At 71.0% G+C, this 21,138-nt stretch carries 19 protein-coding genes; 16 read left to right on the top strand and 3 right to left on the bottom strand.

Annotated elements, in window-relative coordinates; all coding sequences use genetic code 11:
• The first annotated feature begins 63 nt into the window (after positions 1 to 63).
• From ACTVCO_RS00340 to ACTVCO_RS00300, 9 genes are all read left to right on the top strand, one after another.
• Positions 64 to 783 carry an N-acetylmannosamine-6-phosphate 2-epimerase gene (locus ACTVCO_RS00340; protein ID WP_443726397.1) on the top strand — a complete coding sequence of 240 codons (720 nt, stop codon included), beginning with the start codon at positions 64 to 66 and terminating at the stop codon, positions 781 to 783.
• Positions 780 to 1,694 (top strand): ROK family protein, encoded by a 915-nt coding sequence (locus ACTVCO_RS00335; protein WP_443726396.1) that lies wholly within the window; start codon positions 780 to 782, stop codon positions 1,692 to 1,694. The genes ACTVCO_RS00340 and ACTVCO_RS00335 overlap by 4 nt, the downstream gene beginning before the upstream one ends.
• A gap of 163 nt (positions 1,695 to 1,857) precedes the next feature.
• Complete coding sequence (locus ACTVCO_RS00330; RefSeq protein WP_443726395.1) at positions 1,858 to 2,877, top strand: LacI family DNA-binding transcriptional regulator; 1,020 nt, start codon at positions 1,858 to 1,860, stop codon at positions 2,875 to 2,877.
• A 271-nt stretch (positions 2,878 to 3,148) separates the two neighbouring features.
• Positions 3,149 to 4,459: an ABC transporter substrate-binding protein gene (locus tag ACTVCO_RS00325; protein WP_443726394.1), complete on the top strand. Its 1,311-nt coding sequence runs from the start codon at positions 3,149 to 3,151 to the stop codon at positions 4,457 to 4,459.
• 82 nt (positions 4,460 to 4,541) lie between these two features.
• Entirely contained in the window at positions 4,542 to 5,459 is a 918-nt protein-coding gene (locus ACTVCO_RS00320) for a carbohydrate ABC transporter permease (protein ID WP_443726393.1), read from the top strand.
• Positions 5,456 to 6,394 (top strand): carbohydrate ABC transporter permease, encoded by a 939-nt coding sequence (locus tag ACTVCO_RS00315; RefSeq protein WP_443726392.1) that lies wholly within the window; start codon positions 5,456 to 5,458, stop codon positions 6,392 to 6,394. The genes ACTVCO_RS00320 and ACTVCO_RS00315 overlap by 4 nt, the downstream gene beginning before the upstream one ends.
• A complete protein-coding gene (locus ACTVCO_RS00310; protein ID WP_443726391.1) occupies positions 6,391 to 8,928 on the top strand; it encodes a glycoside hydrolase family 2 protein in 2,538 nt (845 codons plus the stop codon). The genes ACTVCO_RS00315 and ACTVCO_RS00310 overlap by 4 nt, the downstream gene beginning before the upstream one ends.
• A gap of 99 nt (positions 8,929 to 9,027) precedes the next feature.
• Positions 9,028 to 10,263 carry an AGE family epimerase/isomerase gene (locus ACTVCO_RS00305; protein ID WP_443726390.1) on the top strand — a complete coding sequence of 412 codons (1,236 nt, stop codon included), beginning with the start codon at positions 9,028 to 9,030 and terminating at the stop codon, positions 10,261 to 10,263.
• The gene (locus ACTVCO_RS00300; RefSeq protein ID WP_443726389.1) at positions 10,260 to 11,186 is read left to right on the top strand and encodes a carbohydrate kinase family protein; all 927 of its coding nucleotides are present in this window, start codon (positions 10,260 to 10,262) and stop codon (positions 11,184 to 11,186) included. Before ACTVCO_RS00305 ends, ACTVCO_RS00300 begins: the two co-directional genes overlap by 4 nt.
• A gap of 157 nt (positions 11,187 to 11,343) precedes the next feature.
• Here the strand turns inward: ACTVCO_RS00300 and ACTVCO_RS00295 are convergent, their stop codons facing one another.
• Positions 11,344 to 12,600 (bottom strand): nucleotide sugar dehydrogenase, encoded by a 1,257-nt coding sequence (locus ACTVCO_RS00295; RefSeq protein WP_443726388.1) that lies wholly within the window; start codon positions 12,598 to 12,600, stop codon positions 11,344 to 11,346.
• Between the two features lie 203 nt (positions 12,601 to 12,803).
• Here ACTVCO_RS00295 and ACTVCO_RS00290 point away from each other — a divergent pair, with 203 nt between their 5' ends.
• Complete coding sequence (locus tag ACTVCO_RS00290) at positions 12,804 to 13,808, top strand: bile acid:sodium symporter family protein (RefSeq protein WP_443726387.1); 1,005 nt, start codon at positions 12,804 to 12,806, stop codon at positions 13,806 to 13,808.
• Between the two features lie 48 nt (positions 13,809 to 13,856).
• On the opposite strand, the gene ACTVCO_RS00285 is transcribed toward ACTVCO_RS00290, so the two are convergent.
• Positions 13,857 to 16,163 carry an exo-beta-d-1,3/1,6-glucosidase gene (locus tag ACTVCO_RS00285; protein WP_443726386.1) on the bottom strand — a complete coding sequence of 769 codons (2,307 nt, stop codon included), beginning with the start codon at positions 16,161 to 16,163 and terminating at the stop codon, positions 13,857 to 13,859.
• A 216-nt stretch (positions 16,164 to 16,379) separates the two neighbouring features.
• Between ACTVCO_RS00285 and ACTVCO_RS00280 the strand changes: the two genes are divergently transcribed.
• The 3 genes from ACTVCO_RS00280 to ACTVCO_RS00270 are packed head-to-tail and all read left to right on the top strand — an operon-like array spanning position 16,380 to position 19,454.
• The gene (locus ACTVCO_RS00280; RefSeq protein WP_443726385.1) at positions 16,380 to 18,167 is read left to right on the top strand and encodes an endonuclease/exonuclease/phosphatase family protein; all 1,788 of its coding nucleotides are present in this window, start codon (positions 16,380 to 16,382) and stop codon (positions 18,165 to 18,167) included.
• Positions 18,168 to 18,210: 43 nt separating this feature from the next.
• Positions 18,211 to 18,963: a 1-acyl-sn-glycerol-3-phosphate acyltransferase gene (locus tag ACTVCO_RS00275; protein WP_443726384.1), complete on the top strand. Its 753-nt coding sequence runs from the start codon at positions 18,211 to 18,213 to the stop codon at positions 18,961 to 18,963.
• Positions 18,960 to 19,454 carry a GNAT family N-acetyltransferase gene (locus ACTVCO_RS00270; protein ID WP_443726383.1) on the top strand — a complete coding sequence of 165 codons (495 nt, stop codon included), beginning with the start codon at positions 18,960 to 18,962 and terminating at the stop codon, positions 19,452 to 19,454. The genes ACTVCO_RS00275 and ACTVCO_RS00270 overlap by 4 nt, the downstream gene beginning before the upstream one ends.
• Positions 19,455 to 19,481: 27 nt before the next feature.
• On the opposite strand, the gene ACTVCO_RS00265 is transcribed toward ACTVCO_RS00270, so the two are convergent.
• On the bottom strand, positions 19,482 to 19,808 hold the full coding sequence (locus ACTVCO_RS00265) for a hypothetical protein (protein WP_443726382.1): 327 nt from the start codon (positions 19,806 to 19,808) through the stop codon (positions 19,482 to 19,484).
• A gap of 199 nt (positions 19,809 to 20,007) precedes the next feature.
• Between ACTVCO_RS00265 and ACTVCO_RS00260 the strand changes: the two genes are divergently transcribed.
• From ACTVCO_RS00260 to ACTVCO_RS00250, 3 genes are all read left to right on the top strand, one after another.
• Positions 20,008 to 20,184 carry a CsbD family protein gene (locus ACTVCO_RS00260; RefSeq protein WP_443726381.1) on the top strand — a complete coding sequence of 59 codons (177 nt, stop codon included), beginning with the start codon at positions 20,008 to 20,010 and terminating at the stop codon, positions 20,182 to 20,184.
• A gap of 85 nt (positions 20,185 to 20,269) precedes the next feature.
• Positions 20,270 to 20,455 (top strand): hypothetical protein, encoded by a 186-nt coding sequence (locus ACTVCO_RS00255; protein WP_443726380.1) that lies wholly within the window; start codon positions 20,270 to 20,272, stop codon positions 20,453 to 20,455.
• A gap of 227 nt (positions 20,456 to 20,682) precedes the next feature.
• Positions 20,683 to 21,087: an NUDIX hydrolase gene (locus ACTVCO_RS00250; protein ID WP_443726379.1), complete on the top strand. Its 405-nt coding sequence runs from the start codon at positions 20,683 to 20,685 to the stop codon at positions 21,085 to 21,087.
• Positions 21,088 to 21,138: the final 51 nt, after the last annotated feature.

The raw sequence follows: 21,138 nt of genomic DNA, 5'->3' as shown, positions 1-21,138 counted from the left end.
CCAGAGGGCCTACATTGGATAGTACCTATTCGACGGCCCGCGGGGGCAGAGAGGTAGCGGTCCATGAACCGGGAGCAGATCGCGACCCGCCTGCGCGGCGGCCTCGTCGTGTCCTGCCAAGCACCCGCCGGAAGCCCGCTGCGCGACCCCGCCATCACCGCCGTCATCGCCCGCGCCGTGCTCCTCGGCGGTGCCGTCGGCCTCCGGGTCAACGGCCCGGACGACATCGTCGCCGTCCGCGACCTCACCGACGTCCCCATCATCGGCCTCCACAAGGTCGAGGGCAGCCCCCGCCCCTTCATCACCCCGACCCCCGCGCTCGCCCGGGGGCTCGTCGCGGCAGGCGCCGACGTCGTCGCAGCCGACGCCACCGCCGAGGTCCACGGTGCCGACCTCACCGGCTTCCGCGCCATCGTCAGCGCCGTCGACGTCCCGGTCATGGCCGACGTCTCGACGCTCGACGAAGGCCTGCGCGCCGCCGATCTCGGCGCAGCCTTCATCGGGACGACCCTCTCGGGCTACACACCCGCGTCCCGCCCGGCGCCCGAGGGCCCCGACCTCGAGCTCGTGGCCGCGCTCGCCGAACGCGGGCTCACCGTCATCGCCGAGGGACGCATCCGCACGCCCGACGACGTCGCAGCCGCGTTCGCGGCCGGCGCGAGCGCCGTCGTCGTCGGCGGCGCCATCACCGACCCCCTCCTCACGGCCCGGCGCTTCGCCGCCGCGACCCCGGCCGCCGCGACCCCAGCCGCCGCAACCGCACGTGCCGGGGGAATCTCATGACGACCCTGACGATCGGCATCGACCTCGGCGGCACCAAGATCGCGGGCGGGCTCGTCAGCCGCGACGGCGCCCTCATCGGCGACGTCATCCGCGTTGCCACACCCGCGCAGGACGGCGCCGAGGCCATCCTCGCCGCGATCCTCGACGTCGTCGCGACCCTGCGCCTCGCCCACCTCCGCCTCGACGCGATCGGGATCGCCGCAGCAGGCGTCATCGACGACGACGGCTGCGTCGCGAGCGCAACCGACCTCCTGCCCGGCTGGGCAGGCACGCCCGTGACGCACCGGATCGCGTCGGCGACCGGGCTCCCCGTCGTCACGCTCAACGACGTGCACGCCGCCGCGCTCGGCGAGGCGACCGTCGGCGCAGGTCGCGGCCGCGCGACCGTTCTGCTCACCGCCGTCGGGACAGGGATCGGCGGCGGCGTCGTCCGCCATGGCCGAGTCGTCGCTGGACGGACCGGCATCGCCGGATCCGTCGGGCACGTCGTCATCCCCGAAGCCGTCGGACACGTGTGCTCGTGCGGCGTCGACGGCCACGCCGAAGCCATCGCCAGCGGGCCTGCGCTCGAGCGCCGCTACGCCGCCCGCAGCGGGGAACGCGTCAGCCTGCAGCAGGTCGCCGTGCGCGCGACGAACGGCGACGCGCACGCCCAGACCGTGCTCGCCGACGGCGCCCGCGCCCTGGGACGCGCCCTCGCCACAGCCGTGAGCGTCCTCGATCCCGACGTCGTCATCGTCGGCGGCGGGGTCGCCCAGATCGGCCCTCCCTACCTCGGGCGCGTCGCCACGGCGCTGCGCGAGGACCTCATGCCGGCGGTCCGCGACACCCCTGTCGTCGCGGCCGCACTCGGCACGGAAGCCCCGATCATCGGGGCGGCCGTCGCCGCCCGGGGGAGTGGTGGCAGATGAGCTCGCGGAGTCGCCGTCCACGGCACCGCGGCCTCATCTGCCACCGTCCTCCGACCTGACCTGCGTCTGACGCGTCACCCGGCCGACGGGCCACAGCCCGGGCGCGTCTCAGCCTCGGCGTACGGGGCGGTAATGTCTCAGGGCAGCAGAGAGGGGGCCCGCCGTGGCTCGGGTGACGATCGCCGACATCGCACGAACGGCCGGGGTGTCGACCGGAGCGGTGTCATACGCGCTCAACAACCGGCCCGGCGTCTCGGACGAGACGCGCGCCCGGATCCTGCGGGTCGCGAGCGACATGGGCTGGGCGCCGAGCGCCGCGGCGCGCTCCCTGTCGGGGGCGCGCACCGAAACGATCGGGCTGGTCCTCGCGCGCGATCCCTCGACCCTCGGCGTCGAGTCCTTCTACATGCAGTTCATCGCCGGGATCGAGTCGGTCCTCTCGCAGCGCGGCTACGCGCTCATGCTCCAGGTCGTCCCTGACGCCGAGACGGAGATGCGCACGTATCGCAGCTGGCGTGCCGCGCGTCGGGTCGACGGCGTCATCATGGTGGACCCGCGGCCCGACGACCCCCGCGTCGCCCTGCTCTCGGAGCCTGAGCAGCTTCCCGCGGTCGTCGTCGGTGACCCCTCGCTCGCGGGTCCGCTCACGAGCATCTGGACGGACGACGGCGCTGCGATGCGCGAGTGCGTGCGGTATCTCCATGCGATGGGACACCGCAGGATCGCGCGTGTGGGCGGGCTGCCGCACTTCGGTCACACGACGATCCGCGACGCCTCCTTCCAGGAGGAGTGCGCGCTGCTCGGGGTGGACGGCCTGACCGCCGAGACCGACTACACGCCCGCGCAGGGCGCGACCGCGTCGCGGGCGCTCCTGCTCACGCACGAGAGACCCACCGCGATCGTCTATGACAACGACGTGATGGCGCTCGCTGGCATGGGTGTCGCACGTGAGATGGGCGTCGTCGTGCCGGACGACGTCTCCCTCATCGCGTGGGACGACTCGCCGTTGTGCGAGGCGACATTCCCGCGCCTCACCGCGTTGAGCCATGACGTGACGCGCTATGGCGCACACACCGCGCGGCGGCTGTTCGCGCGCATGGAGGGGGCTGAGCCGGGCGCGTTCCTCGACTCGACGCCCACGTTGCGCCCGCGAGGCACGACGGCGCGGCGCCCGCGGGACTGAGCCCGCGCGAGCGAGGTCTCACCGTGCCCGCTGGCGGGGTGGCCGACGCTCCGGCCCGCCAGGGCGTGCGTCCATAAGGCGGGCCGGACCGGCCCACGTCGGCCGTCTGCCCGCTTAAGCGAATCAGTCATCGCCGCGAGGCTGTGGGGGCGGAGATGAAGCCGTGACACGGAACCTTTGACTTAACACAACTTAAGCGCTTCACTTCTGATCGTGCACGGATCGCACCCGCGCACGTCAATGACGACAGATGGGAAGCACGATGGCAAAGATGCACACAATCGCTGCGCTCGCGGCGATCGCCGCACTCTCCCTCAGCGCCTGCGGCGGCGGCGAAGACGCCGCCACCGCGCCGACAGCAACCGGAGCCCCGACGGGTGACGTCACAGGCTCGATCACCGTCCTCACCAACCGCACCGACCTCGCCAAGACGGTCTTCCCCGGATACGTCGAGGAGTTCAAGGAGGAGTACCCGGGCGTCGACGTGACGTTCGAGTCGCACACCGACTACGAGGGTGAAGTGACGATCCGCATGGGAACCGAGCAGTACGGCGACGTGCTCCTCATCCCCAACAAGATCACCAAGGACCAGCTCTCGAACTTCTTCGAGCCCCTCGGCTCGGTCGAGGAGGCCGCCTCGACCTACCGCTTCGTCAAGACCGAAGCGTCGCTCGACGACACCCTCTACGGGATCGCGATCACGGGTAACGCCTCCGGCTACGTCGTCAACACCAAGGTCATGGCGGAAGGCGGAGTGACGTCGCCCCCCACGACCCCCGAGGAGTTCCTTGCCGCGCTCAAGGCCGTCAAGGACGCGACCGGAGCCGGCTACTACACGAACTACAAGGATGGCTGGCCGCTCTCGCAGTGGCAGGGCAACCAGGGCATCATCGCCGGCCCCGACACCGTGACGATCCGTGACTCTCAGGACGCTCCGTGGACCGAAGGCAACGAGCAGTACGCGCTCGACTCGCTCCTGTTCGACATCGTCAACCAGGGCCTCTCCGAGAGCGACCCCACCACGACCAACTGGGAGGAGTCGAAGGTCAAGCTCGCCAAGGGCGAGATCTCAGCGATGGTGCTCGGCAGCTGGGCCGTGACCCAGATGAAGGAAGCCGCTGAGCAGAACGGCGGCTCCGCGGACGACATCGCCTACTGGCCCATGCCGTTCACGACCGACGGTGCGCTCCACTCCGTCGTCTCGGGCGACTACAAGATCGCGATCAACAAGCACTCGAAGAACAAGGACGCTGCGCGCGCCTGGCTCTACTGGTTCGTCGACAAGTCTGGCTACTCCTTCGACGAGGGTGGCGTCTCGCCGCGCCTCGACGGCAAGACCCCGGACACGCTCAAGGCGTTCGGCGACGTCGGGACGAAGCTCGTCGACCTCAACCCGAGCCCGGCCGGTGAGGAGTCCCTCGACTCCGACCTCTACAACGAGGCCGAGATCGACCTGTGGGGCGACAGCTACCGCCGCACGCTCGTCGACATCGCGCGGGGCGCGCAGAAGGGCGACAAGGCGTCGTACTTCGCGGGCCTCAACGAGAAGTGGGCCAAGGCTCGCGCGAACATCATCGACTGACCGCGCCCGGGTGCGGGGCCGCGACGGCCCCGCACCCGGCGTCACCACCCCTTCGGCCCTCGTACGAGAAGAGCGTCTGGCAATGGCCCTCCTGGCAACGAACCGCACGCGCACGGCCGCCGCGCCGCCGCGGACCCGCCGCGGCTGGCGCATCACGCCGTGGCTCTTCCTCCTCGTCCCCCTCGCGCTCCTGCTGACGTTCACGTACCTGCCGGTCGCGAACATGGTCTGGTGGAGCTTCACGAGCTGGGACGGGCTGAAGCCCGAGAAGGCTCTGGTCGGGTGGAAGAACTACGAGCGGATCTTCACCGACCCCGACATCCTGCGAATCTTCTTCGTGAGCGCCTACTACCTCGTGGGGGCGTCGCTCCAGCTCCTTCTCGCGCTGTACTTCGCGGTGATCCTCAGCTTCACGACGCGCCTGAAGAACCTCTTCAAGGGCATCATCTTCTTCCCCTATCTCGTCAACGGTGTGGCGATCGGCATCGCGTTCCTCTTCTTCTTCCGCCCCGGCGGGACGCTGGACGCGCTCCTTGCGGTCGTCGGCGTGACGGAGCCGCCGACGTGGCTCGGTGATCCATCCATCGCCAACGTCTCGCTCGCGTTCACGTCGGTGTGGCGCTACATGGGCCTGAACTTCGTCCTGTTCCTCGGCGCGATCCAGTCGATCCCGGAGGAGATCTACGAGGCGGCGGATCTCGACGGCGCGACGACATGGCACAAGGTGCGGTTCATCATCGTGCCGGGCATCAGCCAGATCATCGGCCTCACCGCGATCCTTGCGATCTCGGGTGCGCTCTCCGTCTTCGAGATCCCGTACATCATGACCGGCGGCGCGAACGGAACGCAGACCTTTGTCATCCGGACCATGGAGCTCGCTTTCGAGTACCGCAAGCTCGGGCTCGGCTCAGCGATGGGGATCGTCCTGCTCGGGCTCGTCATCATCATCACGATCGCTCAGAAGAAGCTCTTCCCCGCCGAGAAGGGAGACCTCGCATGAGCGTCTCAGCTCCGACCGCAGTGGCGTCCGACGAACGCGGGCGCAGGCGCCTGACGTTCGCGGACAGGTGGCGTGGCGCTGTCGCCGCGCACCGCGCGCGGACCGGCCACGTGACGGGGCCGGTCGCCGCGATGCTCAAGTACGTGACGCTCGTGGCCGCGTCGGTTATCGCGGTCGTCCCGCTCGTCACCCTGTTCTTCGCCTCGCTCAAGACGAAGGCTGAGTTCGCCGCGACGGGTCCGCTCGACCCGCCCGCCAACTGGCTGAATTTCTCGAACTACGCGACGGTCATCGTCAAGGGCGAGCTGCTCATGGCGTTCTTCAACACCGCCGTCATCCTTGGTGTGGCGCTTGTCGGGACGATCTTCCTCGGCACCATGACCGCGTATGCGATCGACCGTTTCGGCTTCCGCGGTCGCGGGGTCGTCATGTCGCTCTTTCTTGCGGCCGCGCTCGTCCCTGCGGTGACGACCCAGGTTGCGACATTCAAGATCATCAACGTGCTTGGCGTGTTTAACACTCGATGGTCGGTCATCCTGCTTTTTCTCGGAACTGACATCATCGCGATCCAGATTTTCATCCAGTTCATGAGCTCGATCTCGCGCTCGCTCGACGAGGCCGCGATGCTCGACGGCGCCAACCGCTTCCGCATCTACAGGTCAGTGATCCTGCCACTTCTCAAGCCCGCGATCGCGACCGTCGTCATCATCAAGGGCATTGCGATCTACAACGAGTTCTACATGCCTTTCCTCTATATGCCAGGTGAGAATCTCGGTGTTCTTTCGACCGCGCTGTACCGCTTCAAGGGGCCTCAGGGATCCGACTGGGAGCTCATCGCGGCTTGTACGATCATCGTGATCGTGCCGACGTTGGTGGCGTTCCTCGCTCTCCAGCGACACATCTATTCAGGTCTGACCTCTGGAGCCACGAAGTGAACAACCCCCTGGTCCTCACCACGACGCGGGACCTCAATGAGGGCTGGAGCGTCCGACCGACGCGCGGCCCCGTGCCCTCCGGCCTCATCCTCGACGCTGTGCCGGCGACCGTGCCCGGCTCCGTGCACACCGACCTCCTGGCGGCGGACCTCATCTGCGACCCCTACCTCGACTCGAACGAGGGCGTGCTCGCGTGGATCGGGGCGTGCGACTGGGAGTACCGCACGACGTTCGCGTGGAGCCCGGGCGGTCACGACCGCCACGACCTCGTGCTCGACGGCGTCGACACGGTCGCCACCGTGACGGTCAACGGCGTCGAGGTCGGCCGGACCGCCAACATGCACCGCTCCTATCGCTTCGACGTCGCGGCCGCGCTGCGCGAGGGTGACAACGAGCTCGTCGTCGCCTTCACCTCGCCCGTCACGTACGCGAACCAGCAGTCGCTCGCCCTCGGCATCCGTCCGCAGGCGGGCAATGCGCACCCGTTCTACGCGATGCGGAAGATGGCGTGCAGCTTCGGCTGGGACTGGGGGATCGCGACCGCGACGAGCGGCCTGTGGAAGCCTGTGCGCCTCGAGTCCTGGTCGGCGGCACGCCTCGCGCACGTCCGCACCGAGGCGCTCCTGCCCGACGGCGCGACCGAGGGCGCGCGCGGCGTCGTGCGTGTGAGTGTCGACGTCGAGCGCGTGAGCGACGAACCGCTCGCCCTCACCGTCGGCGTGGGCGGCGCAGGGACGACCGTCGAGGTCGCGGCCGGCGTGACGAGCGTGACCGCTGATGTCGAGCTGGCGTCCGTCGACCTGTGGTGGCCCCGGACGCACGGTGCGCAGCCGCTCTACGACGTCACGGTGACGCTCGCCGCCGCGAACGGCCCCGCCGCGAATGGCGCCGACGAGCCCGACGACGTGCCCCCGGCCTGCGACATCGCGACGCGCCGCGTCGGCTTCCGCACGATCCGCCTCGCGATGGACCCGGACGAGCACGGCACGAGCTTCACGTTCGTCGTCAACGGTGAACCCGTGTGGATCCGCGGAGCCAACTGGATCCCCGACGACGCCTTCCCGCACCGCGTGACGCGCGAACGCTACGCGGCCCGCGTCGCCCAGGCCGCCGGGATGAACATGAACCTGCTGCGCATCTGGGGCGGCGGGCTCTACGAGACCGAGGACTTCTACGACGCGTGCGACGCGCAGGGTCTGCTCGTCTGGCAGGACTTCCCCTTCGCGTGCGCGGCCTACCCCGAGGAGGAGCCGCTGCGCTCCGAGGTCGAGGCTGAGGCACGTGAGAACGTCGCCCGGCTCGCGCACCGCGCGAGCCTCGCCCTGTGGAACGGCTCGAACGAGAACATCTGGGGCTTCCACGACTGGGCGTGGCAGCCGCGCCTCGCTGGCGCGAGCTGGGGCCTGGGCTACTACACCGAGCTCCTGCCCGCGATCGTCGCCGAGCTCTCGCCCGGCACGGACTACACGCCGTCCTCGCCGTGGTCGGGGACCCTCGACCGCCACCCCAACGAGGTGAGCCACGGCTCGATGCACTCGTGGGAGGCGTGGAACCGCCAACCCATGACCGCCTATCTCGCGGACGTGCCGCGTTTCATGGCGGAGTACGGGTGGCAGGCGCCGCCGACGTGGGCGACGCTCACCCGCTCGATCCACGACGAGCCGATGACGCCCGAGTCGCCCGGCATGGTGACGCACCAGAAGGCAGCCGACGGCAACAACAAGCTCTGGTACGGATTGCTGCCGCACTTCGAGCTCCCGGGCGACATGGACGCGTGGCACTGGGCGATGCAGCTCAACCAGGCGCGTGCGCTGCGCACGGGGATCGGCCACCTGCGCTCGCACGCCCCGGTGTGCATGGGGTCGGTCGTGTGGCAGATCAATGACTGCTGGCCTGTGACGTCGTGGGCTGCGGTCGACGGCGACGGGCGGCCCAAGCCGCTCGCCTACGAGCTCACCCACCAGCACGCCGACCGTCTCGTCACGGTGCAGCCCCGCGAGGACGGCCTCGTCGCCGCGGTGCACAACGATCACGCGGTGGCGTGGTCGGGCGACCTCGTGCTGCGTCGCGTGTCGTTGGCGGGAGAGGTGCTCGCGGAGTCGGCGGTGGCCGTCGACGTCGAGGCGCGCGGCATCGTCGTCGTGCCTGTTCCGGCTGACGTCGCGACGCCCGCCGACGCTGCCGTCGAGCTCGTCACAGCGACACTCGGCGACGCACGCGGTGTGCGGTTCTTCGCTGAGCCGCGCGACTCGCGTCTGAGCGCCCGGCCCGGACTCACGGTCGAGGCGTCGTCAGCCGATGCCGACGGCGGCGGCGTCGTCACGACCGTGACGATCACGCCCGACACGGTCGTGCACGACCTCGCCCTGCTCGTCGACAAGATCCACCCGGACGCGCGCGTCGACGACATGCTCGTCACGCTCCTGCCGGGGGAGACCGCGACGTTCCGGGTGACCGGACCGCACGCCGTCGGTGTCGAGGAGCTCACGGACCCACGCGTGCTCAAGCACGCGGGCCAGCTCGTCCGCTCCTGACCCGGGGCGGTGGCGGCACCCGCGAGTGCCGCCACCGCCCGCACGACACCGCAGCCCTGGGCCGACGCCCGCCCGCAGCCCGAGACGAAGAGGATCGCCATGCTTCCCTGGACCGCACTGCCCAGCCACCGCACGTGGCTCGACCAGCACGTTCGCGACCTGCTCGGGTTCGGCCGCGCGCACGTCGTCGCTCCCGGCGGCGGCGCCGCCTACCTCGGTGACGACGGCCTGCCGTGGGCTGACCGCGGCGTGCAGACGTGGATCACGTGCCGCACCGTCCACGTGTATGCGCTCGGCGCCATGCTGGGGATCCCGGGCTCGGCACCCGTCGCTGCGGGCGCGCTCGCGGGCCTCACCGGCCCGCTGCGAGACGCCGAGCACGGCGGCTGGTTCCACGCGCTCGACGCGTCGGGCGCCCCCGACGTCGCCTCGGGCAAGTCCTGCTACGACCACGCGTTCGTGCTGCTCGCGGCCTCCACCGCGACGCTCGCCGGCCTTCCGGGAGCGAGCGAGCTGCTCGACGAGGCGTGTGCGGTCTACCTCGAGCGGTTCTGGGACGACGAAGCCGGCCGGGCCGTCGACACGTGGGACGTGATGTTCACGGAGCTCGACAACTACCGCGGCATCAACGCGAACATGCACTCCGTCGAGGCGCTCCTCGCGGTCGCCGACGCGACGGGGGACCCAGCGTGGCGCGAGCGTGCAGCACGGATCGCGTCGTTCGTCGTCGACCTGTCACGCGCGCACGACGGGCGTCTTCCCGAGCACTTCGACGCCTCATGGGTCGCAGACCTCGAGCTCAACGCTGACCGCCCGGGCGACCAGTTCAAGCCGTACGGCGCGACCGTCGGGCATGGGTTCGAGTGGGCGCGGCTCCTTGTCCACGTCGAGGGAGCGCTCGGTGCGGACGCTCCGAGCACGCTCCTGCCCGCGGCCGTCACGCTCTTCGAGCGTGCTGCTGCCGACGGCTGGGACGCGGACGGCGCCGAAGGCTTCGTCTACACGACCGGCTGGGATGGCGCGCCCGTCGTGCGCGACCGCATGCACTGGGTCGCTGCCGAGGCGGCCGCAGCCGCCGACGCGCTCCATCGCCGCACGGGGGAGGGCCGCTACGCCGAGCTCTACGCGCGCTGGTGGGACCACATCGTCACGCACGTCATCGACCACGAGCGCGGCTCGTGGCACCACGAGCTCTCGCCGACGCTCGAGCCCGCTGGCACCGTGTGGCCGGGCAAGCCCGACCTTTACCACGCGGTCCAGTCGGCGCTCCTGCCGCGCCTCCCGCTCGGCCCCTCGATCGCGCGGGCCGTCGCCGACGGGCAGGTGGCGTCGTGACCCGGTTCCTCGTCGTCGGCGAGGCGCTCGTCGACGTCGTTCCCGGGCCCGACGGTCCGCGCGACCTGCCGGGCGGCTCGCTCGCGAACGTTGCCCTCACGCTGGGTCGGCTCGGGCGCGACGTCACGCTCGTGACGGCTCTCGCCGACGACGAGCGAGGGCGGCTCGTGCGCGAGTGGCTCGAGGCGTCATCCGTCACCGTCGCCGCGCACGTGCCCTCGACGGGCCGGACGTCGTCGGCCGCGGTGACGCTCGACGCCGACGGCGTTGCGTCGTACGAATTCGACATCGCCTGGGAGCTCGGTGATGTCGACGTGAGTTCGGCGGACGTCGTGCACGTCGGCTCGATCGCGACGTTCCTCGAGCCCGGCGGAACCGCGGTCCGCGATGCCGTGCGGCGCGCCCGAGGGCGCGCGGTCGTCGGGGTCGACCCCAACATCCGGCCCGCGCTCATCGCGGACGCCGACTCCGTGCGCGCCCGCGTCGAGGAGATCGTCGCGCTCGCGGACGTCGTCAAGGTGTCCGACGAGGATCTCGCCTGGTTCGCGCCCGGCGTCGACCCGCTCAACGTTGCGCGGCGCTGGTCGGCGTGGGGTGCGGGGCTCGTCGTCGTCACGCGCGGCGGCGACGGCGCGTGGCTCCTGCGCCACGACGGACGCCTGCTCGAGGTGCCTGGCCGACGCGTCGACGTCGTCGACACGGTCGGTGCCGGCGACACATTCATGGGGGCGCTCCTCGACGCGCTCGCGACGGGCGGTGTCGTCGGCGCCGCAGGAGGTCGACGCCTGCGCGGACTCTCCGACGAGGCGGTGCTCACCGCGGCACGAGCCGCGGCGGCTGCCGCGTCCGTCACCGTCTCGCGTGCGGGCGCCAACCCGCCGACACGGGCGGAGCTGCGCGACGTCCTCGCCCCGGAGGCGTGACACGGGCAGCCAGGCCCGAGCGGCCCGGCCCGAGCGGCCTGGCGCGGGCCGGCTACCCGCAGGTTTGTGCGCTACCCGCGGGTCTGGACGTGCGGGTAGCGCACAAACTTGCGGGTGCGCGGCCCGGCGACCGCCGCCGGACGGGTCGCCGTGCGGGTTAGAGAGCTCGGACCTCGGGGCCCTTGAGCACGTGCTGCGTGTCGAGGACGGGCAGGCCCGCCCGGATGAGCAGGTCGTAGTCGGGCCCCGTGTGCGGCGTGAGCAGGAGTGCCATGTCCGAGGCGGCGACGGTCGCGTCGTCCAGCTCGACGCGTTCGACGCCGACCGGCCACCAGCGCGGGTCGACGAGTCCGTCGACCGCTGACAGCTGTGCCCCCAGCCCCGCAAGAAGGTGGACGACGCGCAGGGCGGGAGACTCCCGGGCATCGCGCGAGTCACGCTTGTACGCCAGGCCGAGCAGGAGGATGCGCGAACCGCGCACCGCGCGGCCCAGATCGTTGAGCATCGTGATCGTGCGCGTGACGACGTGGTCGGGCATGTGGTCGTTGACGTCGTTCGCGAGCTCGACGAAGCGGAACGAGCGCCCGAGCGTGCGACGCACCTGCCATGACAGGTAGCTCGGGTCGACGGGAAGGCAGTGGCCTCCGACGCCAGGCCCGGGCGTGAACCGCATGAAGCCGAACGGCTTCGAGGATGCGGCGTCGATCGACTCCCACACGTCGATCCCGAGGTCGTGCGCAAAGACCGCGAGCTCGTTGACGAGTGCGATGTTGACGTGCCGGAACGTGTTCTCGAGCAGCTTGGCGAGCTCGGCCTCACGGGTCCCTGAGACGGGGACCGTCCGGTCGACGAGCGAACCGTAGAACTCCTCGACGCGGGCGAGCGACGCAGCGTCGATCCCGGAGACGACCTTGGGGGTCGAGACGAACGTGTACGTGGCGTTGCCCGGGTCGATGCGCTCGGGCGAGTAGCCGACGTGAAAGTCCGGGCCGGCCGTGAGCCCCGACCCGGCCTCGAGGATCCCGACGAGAAGCTCTTCGGTCGTGCCCGGGTACGTCGTCGACTCGAGGACGACGGTCGCGCCGCGCGTCACGTAGGGCGCGAGCGCCGCGCCGGCCTGCTCGATGAAGGTGAGGTCGGGCAGGGTCTCGCGCAGGGGGGTGGGCACCGTGATGACGGCGACGTCGAACCCTGCAGCGTCCTCGTAGCGACGGGTCGGAAGATAGCGACCGGAGGCGAGCGCCGCCGCGAGGTCGTCGTCGGTGACGTCGTCGACGTACGACAGGCCCGCGGCGAGCCGTTCGATGCGCAGCGCGTCGACGTCGAGGCCCACGACGTCGTACCCCTGTGTGACTGCGCGCATAGCGACAGGCAGGCCGACGTAGCCCTGCCCGACAATGACGACCTTGCTCATGGTGGTGCCTTCCCCCGGCTGTTTCGTGCGTGATCTCGAGCGTAGGGATGGGCCGGGTGGGGGCGTCACCCGTCGGGAGGCTTCTCACCCCGAGCCCACCCCGGTGGTCAGCGTCGACCCCCCGTGGCACGTCGCGGTCACCTCGATGCTCTCGGTACGCCGACGCGAGGAGCGGCAAGGTCTCGCGGCGATAGGGTCGGCGTGTGAGTGCCACCCCCCGACCCCGCGCGTGGCCGCGGTGGATCGACCCGCTCACCGCATCGATCCTCTCCCTGCTCGCCCTCGGCCTGCTGCTGCCCGCGCGTGGTGGCGTCGCAGCAGCGCTCGACGGCGTCCGCGACGGTGCTGTCGTCCTGCTCTTCCTGCTCTACGGCGCGCGCATGCCGTCCCGCGAGCTGCTCCGCGCCGCCCGGCGCGTCCGGGTGCAGGGCTCGATGCTTGCCGCGACGTTCCTCGTCTTCCCGCTGCTCGGCCTCGCGATCCAGTTCGTGCCCGACGCGGTCCTGCCGCACGACGTGCGTCGCGGGCTCCTCTACCTGTCGATCTTGCCGTCGACCGTGCAGTCGTCCGTCGTCCTCACGGGCGAGGCCCGGGGTGACGTGCCGACGGCACTCACGGGCGCGACCGTGTCGAACGTCGTCGGCGTCATCGTCACGCCTCTGCTCGCGATCGCGCTCCTCGGCGCCGGCGGCACCGGTGGCGCCGGGTCCGTCCTCCTGCCCGCTCTGGCGATGCTGCTCGCGCCGTTCATCGTCGGGCAGCTGCTGCAGCCGCTCGTCGGCCGCTGGCTGCGGTTGCATCCGCGCCTCACGCGCGTGACGGATCGCGCGACGATCCTCCTCGTCGTCTACACGTCGGTGAGCGAGGCCTCGACGTCGGGCGCGTGGGACGCCGTCACTCCGCTCGTCCTCGCCGCGCTGCTGGCCGTGTGCGGGGTCGTCCTCACGCTCATGCTCGCACTCACGTGGTGGGGCGGCGGGAGGCTCGGCCTCGGTCGCGGTGAGCGGATCGCGCTGCTCATGTGCGGGTCGAAGAAGTCTGCGGCGACCGGCCTGCCGATGGCGGCGGTGCTGTTCGCCCCCGCGATGGCGGCGAGCCTCGCGCTGCCCGTCATCGCCTACCACCAGCTGCAGCTCACGGTGTGCGCGATCCTTGCCCGCCGCCTCGCCCGCGAGACCGCGGTGGGACTCCCGTCGCCGACGAGCTGACGGCTTCCCCCTTCACACGAGGGAAGCCGTCAGCCCACCGTGAAGCCGTCAGCCCACCGTGGAGAGCGGTGAGGCAACCGTGAACCGCGCCGTCTCGTGCGTCTCCTGACGCGAGGACGGACCGACGCGCACCTCGAACTCGCCGTCCTCGACGACGCGCTTGCCGTCGGCCGTGACGAGCGTGCAGTCCGCGACGGGCAGGTCGATCGTCACCTCGCGGCTCTCACCGGGGGCGACCTCGACGCGGCGGTACGCCTTGAGCTCGGCGATCGCCCACGAGACTGAGGTGACGACGTCGTTGACGTAGAGCTGGACGACCTCGTGCGCGGGGCGCGTCCCCGTGTTCGTCAGGGTGATGGTTGCGCGCACGAAGTCGTCGCGCGTTGCCTCCGCACGATCGAGCCGCAGGTCGGAGTACTCGACGGTCGTGTACGAGAGCCCGTCGCCGAAGGCCCACGCCGGGTCCTGGGTGAGGTCGGCATACCGGGTTCCGTGCTGGCCAGGCAGCTGGTTGTAGAACGTCGGCTGCTGGCCGACGTGCCGTGCGAACGAGATCGGCAGACGCCCCGCGGGCTCGGTGATGCCGAGCAGAACCTCGGCGATGGCGCGGCCGCCCTGCATGCCCGGGTTGGCCACCCAGAGGATCGCGGAGGCCATCGCGGCCGACGACGGCAGGACGAGCGGCTTCGACGCCATGAGCACGATCGTGAACGGCGTGCCCGCGTCGGCGAGCGCGTCGAGCAGCGCGTTCTGCGCGCCGATGAGCTCGAGCGTCGCGGTCGAGCGTCCTTCGCCGATGAGCTCGATGCGGTCACCCACGACGACGACGACGTGGTCGGCCGCCGTGGCGACTGCGGTGGCCTCGTCGAGGAGTGCTTCGTCGGGGTCGCAGGGGACGACGATCTGGGGGCGTGGCTGCCCGTCGGGGAAGTACTCGCCGGCGGGGTCGGCGCCGAGGGTGAGGATGTCGGCGCCGCGCGCGTGCGTGATCTCCCAGTCGGCGGGTGCGTGGTTGCGCAGGCCGTCGAGGACGGTCGTGATGAGGTGGCGCGGGTGACCGTCGGGCAGCCACTCGGCCTGCCCGGACGACCCGGCCCAGTCGCCGAGCTGCGTCTGGGCGTCGTCCGCGAGGGGGCCGACGACGGCGACGCGTCGCACGCTGCCGTCGGTCCCGTCGACGCGTCCGTCGAGGCCAGCGCCGTGCCCGCCCGCGAGCGGGAGCGTGCCGTCGTTCTCGAGGAGCACGATGGAGCGGCGGGCCATGTCGAGGTTGAGCGCGGTGTGCGCGTCGGTCCCGATGACGGCCTGCTGCCGCTCGACGGAAGGCCGACGCGGGTTCTCGAAGAGTCCCAGGTCGAACTTCAGGGTGAGGATGCGGGCGACGGCCGCGTCGATGTCGGCTTCGTCGAGCGTGCCGTTCGCCACGGCCTCGAGCGCGCCCTCGTAGAACTTGGGCGTCGTCATGATCATGTCGTTGCCAGCCTTAACGGCGGCCGCGGCGGCCGCGGTGTAGTCGGGCATGATGTGCTGCTCCCACACCATGCGGCCGACGTTGTCCCAGTCGGTGACGAGGGTTCCGGTGTAGCCCCACTCGCCGCGCAGGACCTCGGTGAGGAGCCAGTTGTTGATCGTGATGGGGACGCCGTCGGTCGACTGGTAGCCGAGCATGAAGGTGCGGCAGCCCTCGCGCGCGACGCGCTCGAAGGGTGGCAGGAACCACGAGCGCATCTTGCGGCGGGAGACGTCGGCCTCGGTCGCGTCGCGTCCACCTTGCGTCTCGGAGTAGGCAGCGAAGTGCTTGGCGGTCGCAAGGATCGCGGTGTCGTCGGCGAGGCCCTCACCCTGGTAGCCGCGGACCATCGCCGAGGCGAGCTCGCCGATGAGGAAGGGGTCCTCGCCGAAGGTCTCGCTCACGCGGCCCCAGCGCAGGTCGCGGGCGATGCAGAGGACGGGGGAGAAGGTCCAGTGGATGCCGGTTGCGGCGGCCTCGATCGCGGTGACGCGGGCGGTCTGCTCGACGAGCTCGGGGTCCCAGGAGGCGGCCATGCCGAGCTGGGTGGGGAAGATTGTCGCGCCTTCCCAGAACGAGTGGCCGTGGATGCAGTCCTCGGCGATGAGCAGGGGGATGCGCAGGCGGGTGCGTTCGGTGTGGTCGTGAGCCTCGAGGACGCGCTCGGGGGAGGTGTGGAGGATCGAGCCGACGTGGAAGTCCTCGATGAGGTGCTGGACGCCGGACTGGGCCGTGAGCTGGAGCATCTGTCCGACCTTCTCGTCGAGCGTCATGCGCGCGATGAGGTCGGTGACTCGCGAGGCTGTGGGGAGCGTCGGGTCCTGGTAGGGGAGGTGCTCGGTCACGGCGTGTCCTTCGTCGTCGGAGGGCGGGCTTGATCGTCTCGCCCAGGCTAGTGCACATGCTTACAGCGTTGTAAGAATAGGGAATGCGCGGGCACATCGGCGCACGCGTGTCGACACCCGAGCCCACTGTGACCAACCACCTACCCCTCGATCTGGACCCGCCGCGCGCGACCATCGCACAATGATCCGGCGTACCGAGACACCAGGGGGCACCGGATGCGATTCACCCGCACGCACATGCGTCGCGACACCTGCGAGAACGCCGTGATCGGTCGTCTCGCATCCCGTTCGTCGCAGTCGCGGCGACTCACCGCAGCGCTCGCGCTCGCGGTCACGCTCACACTTTCCCTCCCGGTCGCGGCGACCGCCACGCCCGTCGGCAGCGCCGCGTCGGGCACGCACGGCAGCGCCGCGTCGGGCACGCACGGCAGCGCCGCGTCGGGCACGCTCGTGGGCGCCGCGAAGAAGAAGCCCGCCGGACCCGTCGTCAAGGCAATCCCGGGCCGGACGACGACGACGCTCCGATGGAAGGCGACCAAGGGAGCCAAGCGCTACCTCATCGAGCTGACGTCGGGCCGGACGTTCACCAAGAAGACGACGCGCAAGCTCACGACCCGGAGCACGACGATCCGCGTGACGGGGCTGCGCAAGTCCACCGCCTACAAGGTGCGCGTCACAGCCGACCGCGGCACCCGTACCCGGCCCTCACGCACGATCACGACGAAGACCTCCTCGGCCGCACCGGCCCGCGTCACCGCCAAGGTGACGCCCGCAGGGCAGGACGCAGTCCGCATCACGTGGAACAAGCCCGTCCGGGCGACGGCCGTGAGCGTGACGATCGCGCCAACCTCCGCCGAGCTCAGCGCCGGGTCAGCCCGGAGCACGAAGAGCGGCCTGTCCCCGTGGACGACGACGACCGTCGTCAAGGTCCCCGCCTCCCTCCGCTCACGCATCGGCTCGACGAGCGGTCATCCCGTCTTCGCGCGCGTCGTCGTCCACAACGGCAGCGCCCGTGCGACGTCCCCGACGGTCTCCGGGTTCGCCGGGTCGCCGGTCGTGCGCGGATCCGCCAAGGACCTCACAAGGGTTGCCACGTACAACGTGCAGCTGCCCGCGATCACCGAGAACCTCCGTGGCCGACGCTGGGAGGACCGCCGCGAGGCCGTCGTCCGCACGATCGTCAAGAACCGCCCCGACGTCGTCGGCCTCCAAGAGGCTGACATCCCGTACGTCGCGCCCGGGGTGCGGCAGTACAAGGACGTCGAGCAGCTCGTCGCACCCCACGGCTACGCGTGGGCGACGACCTCCGCGGAGATCGACGCGATCCACCGGACGGTGAAGAACCGTTCGCTCGGCGCCCACCTCATCTACCGCACCGCGACGACGGAGCTGCTCGACTCCGGTCTCGTCTCGCTCAAGGCCGCCGCAGCCCGCTACGACGCGAAGGCGCGGTGGGTTGATGACGCAGGCGCGCCCGACGGCGACCGCTACGCGACCTGGGCACTTTTCCGCGACATCGACTCGGGCCGGGTCTTCTACGCGGCCTCCGCCCACCTCAAGAGCGGCGAGACGGCCGCGGTCTACGTGCAGCGCACGTCGGCGGCCGGCGGGCTCGACCTGTTCCTGCGCAACCTCGCCCGGTCCCAGGGGCGTCCGAGCGCGCCGCTCATCATCCTCGCGGACCTCAACTCCGACAACGGCCGGCACCCGCACGGACCTCAGGAGCGGCTCGTCGCTGCCGGCTACGTCTCGGGCGCAGCGGCAGCGCATCGCACCAACATCGGCATCCCCTCGGCGACGTCGGCCGCCTCCGGCTACCCGGCACGCCCGACCGTGAGCCCCCACGCCGGGATGCGCATCGACCACATCCTCGTCCGCAACGGCGGGGGGATCGCGCGCTACGTCAACCAGGTCGTGCTCACGGCCGACGGCCGCTTCGACGAGCGGTTCCGCGGCTCTGACCACAACCTGCAGCTCGCCGACGTCTCGCTCAAGGGCCCGTGACCGGTTGCCGGTGAGCGATCGCGACGCGTTAGCATCGGCGACCATGAGGTTCCGTCGAGCGCTGGCCCGCGCCATCTTCACGATCAGCCGCTATGAGCACCGCTCGACGGCCCGTCCCACCGACGGGATCGGCGTGCTCGTCGGCGCGCCCCACACGTCCAACTGGGACTTCATCTTCATGCTCGCGCTCGCGTGGGACCTGGGCATCCCCGTCAAGTACTTCGGCAAGAAGTCGCTGTTCACGGGCCCGTTCGGGTGGGTCATGCGGGCGCTCGGCGGGATCCCCGTCGACCGGTCGAACCCGGCGGGTCTCGTCGACGCGGTCGTCGAGCGGATCGCTGCGGGCGAGAAGTTCTACCTCGTGGTGACGCCCGAGGGCACGCGGAGCAAGGGTCGCTACTGGAAGTCGGGGTTCTTGCGGATCGCGACGTCGACGGGCGTCCCGGTGACGCTCGGGTACGTGGACGGTCCGACGCGGACGGTCGGTCTGGGTCTGACGTTCCGGCCGACGGGCGACGTGCGCGCGGACATGGACGTCGTGCGCGGGTTCTACGCGGACAAGCACGGGGTACGCCCCGAGCTGCGCACGGAGCCGCTCCTGCGTGAGGAGGACGCGTCCGCCGGAGATGCGGGGGCTGCCGGGGCTGCCGGGGCTGCTGGGGCCGCGGGGGATGCCGGGGTTGCCGGGGCCGCCGGGCCTGCGGGTGCGCCGGGCTCGGGCGGCGCGGGGGTGTCGGGCTCGAGCGGTGCGGGGGCGTCGGTCGACGACGTGTCCGGCGCGACGCCCGACGCGTGAGCGACGTCCCTGGGACGGTGCGGCGCGCGCGTCCTCAGGACGCGGACGCGATCGCGGACGTCCACGTCCGCGCGTGGCGTGAGACGTACCCGGGCCTGCTGTCCGACGAGCTCCTCGCGAGCCTGTCCGTGCCGGCGCACGAGCGCCTGTGGACGGCGATCCTCGGCGGGGCTGACGCGCCGGGTGCGCACGTCGCTGAGCGCGCCGACGGCACGATCGTCGGGTTTGCGCTGGCGTGCACGCCGCACGAGGACGACGCGCCGCGGGACGTCGAGCTCGGCATGCTCTACCTGCTCGACGAGGTCAAGGGCAGTGGTCTCGCGGACCTGCTCCTTGAAGCGGCGCTGGGAGACCGTCCGGCGTTCCTGTGGACGGCCGACCTCAACCACCGTGCGCTTGCGTTCTATGCGCGCCACGGGTTCCGGCGGGATGGAGTGAGCAAGCGCATCGAACGGTGGGACGACATCCTCGATGTCCGCCTCGTGCGCTGACGTGGCCGGCGGCTGGGCAGCAGCCGGTCAGACGGCCGACGTCGTGTCGACGAGGGCGACCGTCGCGCCGGCCTCAGTGAGCGCGGCGGCGAGACGACGGGCGTGAGCCTGCGTGTAGATGCGTGGGAGCGCCGTCGGGAAGCAGAGGTCGAGGCGCTGCGCAGACGTGAGGCCCGCGTGCTGCTCGAGTGCGTGGCGTGCCAGGCCGGTGAGCGCCCCGTGGGGCGCGCCGCCGTCGAGGACGTGCACCGTCGCGAGGGCGACGCGGAGCGGGCTGGGCGCGGGACGACGAGCCTGGGCGGTCGTGCGGACCCGGTCCGTCGTGCGCGCTGCTGAGGCCGTCGTGGTGAGCATGGGAACAAGAGTGCTCCCATGTAAAGAAAAGGTCAAGCCCTGGCGCGGAGTGAGTCACGTCACGTCGTGATCGGGTCATGTTCCGGGAGTTTGCAACCCCGCCACGACGGCGCCCACCGCCTCGTGGCCCGGATGCGGCAGCCCGGCACACGTGCTTACGGTGGCGGGGCCCAGACGCACCACCGATCAAGGAGGAACCATGGGAGCCGACGACAAGATCAAGAACGCTGCGCAGGGAATCGAAGGTGACTTCAAGGTCGCCGCAGGCCGCGCCACGGACGACGAAGGCCTTGAGGCCGAGGGCAAGAAGGACCAGATCGTCTCCGACCTCAAGCAGGCCGGCGAGAAGGTCAAGGACGCGTTCCGCCGCGACTGACCCTCGGCACGGCCCCGCCGTCCACCGGCGGGGCCGTGCCACCCCGCAGCTCGACCCCACGCGGGTCACGTCGACAGGAGCGCACATGCACCGCAACACCGAGGACGCCACGCCCGGGCAGGGCGCGCGGCCGACCAAGGATCCCGCTCAGACGGACAGCGACATCGCAGCGCCGCCCGGGACGACAGGCGCTGGCCCCGACGAGTCGGACCTCCACAACACGGGTCAGGCCGACGACGGCGACGACGGCGAGCGCTTCGACGCTGGCTGACCTGTGCCGACGCAGTGACCAGCCCGGCCGGTCAGCGCCCGGCCGGGCGTCTGCGTGTCCGGCCGGAACGTGACGAGGTAATCGGAACGGGTCGTCGCAGCCGGAACGCGTCGCCACGGAGCGGGAACGCGTCGCTGCGCTGTCGGAACGCGACGCTGCACAGTGCGTCGAGGCGATGTTGCCTGGGGGCGACGTTGCGCCTGAGTGCGGCGACGTAGCCTGGACCCGTGCCCCACACCACCGTCCTCACGATTGCCGCCGTCTGCTTCCGCGACCCGGACGGCCGGATCCTCACCGTGCGCAAGCAGGGGACGAGCAAGTTCATGCTCGTCGGGGGCAAGCTTGAGCCGGGCGAAGCGCCCGATGCGGCTGCTGTGCGCGAGGTTGCCGAAGAGGTCGGCCTCTCGCTGACGACGGGCGACCTCACCTTGCTCGGTGTCTTTGACTCCGAAGCCGCGAACGAGACGAATACGCGGATCGCGTCGACCGTCTACACGGCACCTCTGCCCTCGGGCCGCGCCCCTGCCGCAGCGGGGGAGATCGCCGAGCTCGCGTGGCTCGACCCCGCATCTGCGTCGGGTCGCACCGATCTGGCGCCGCTCCTGCGCGACCACGTCGTCCCGCTCCTCTAGCGACGCCGCGCGTCTCCTGGCGCTCACGCCCCAGCCCACCCGCAATCTTCT

Origin of the sequence: Sanguibacter sp. A247 (assembly GCF_052324925.1) — a bacterium.
Classification (GTDB): Bacteria; Actinomycetota; Actinomycetes; order Actinomycetales; family Cellulomonadaceae; genus Flavimobilis.
The sequence above is the reverse complement of the archived record's forward strand: the minus strand, read 5'-3'. Positions and strand labels throughout refer to the sequence as shown.

Bases quoted from the DNA above. Each gene is read 5' to 3' on its own strand.
- ACTVCO_RS00320 (WP_443726393.1), top strand. From the start codon at position 4,542: ATGGCCCTCCTGGCAACGAACCGCACGCGCACGGCCGCCGCGCCGCCG.
- ACTVCO_RS00340 (WP_443726397.1), top strand. From the start codon at position 64: ATGAACCGGGAGCAGATCGCGACCCGCCTGCGCGGCGGCCTCGTCGTG.
- ACTVCO_RS00280 (WP_443726385.1), top strand. From the start codon at position 16,380: ATGCGATTCACCCGCACGCACATGCGTCGCGACACCTGCGAGAACGCC.
- ACTVCO_RS00275 (WP_443726384.1), top strand. From the start codon at position 18,211: ATGAGGTTCCGTCGAGCGCTGGCCCGCGCCATCTTCACGATCAGCCGC.
- ACTVCO_RS00325 (WP_443726394.1), top strand. From the start codon at position 3,149: ATGCACACAATCGCTGCGCTCGCGGCGATCGCCGCACTCTCCCTCAGC.
- ACTVCO_RS00295 (WP_443726388.1), bottom strand. From the start codon at position 12,600: ATGAGCAAGGTCGTCATTGTCGGGCAGGGCTACGTCGGCCTGCCTGTC.
- ACTVCO_RS00315 (WP_443726392.1), top strand. From the start codon at position 5,456: ATGAGCGTCTCAGCTCCGACCGCAGTGGCGTCCGACGAACGCGGGCGC.
- ACTVCO_RS00305 (WP_443726390.1), top strand. From the start codon at position 9,028: ATGCTTCCCTGGACCGCACTGCCCAGCCACCGCACGTGGCTCGACCAG.
- ACTVCO_RS00265 (WP_443726382.1), bottom strand. From the start codon at position 19,808: ATGCTCACCACGACGGCCTCAGCAGCGCGCACGACGGACCGGGTCCGC.
- ACTVCO_RS00255 (WP_443726380.1), top strand. From the start codon at position 20,270: ATGCACCGCAACACCGAGGACGCCACGCCCGGGCAGGGCGCGCGGCCG.
- ACTVCO_RS00260 (WP_443726381.1), top strand. From the start codon at position 20,008: ATGGGAGCCGACGACAAGATCAAGAACGCTGCGCAGGGAATCGAAGGT.
- ACTVCO_RS00335 (WP_443726396.1), top strand. From the start codon at position 780: ATGACGACCCTGACGATCGGCATCGACCTCGGCGGCACCAAGATCGCG.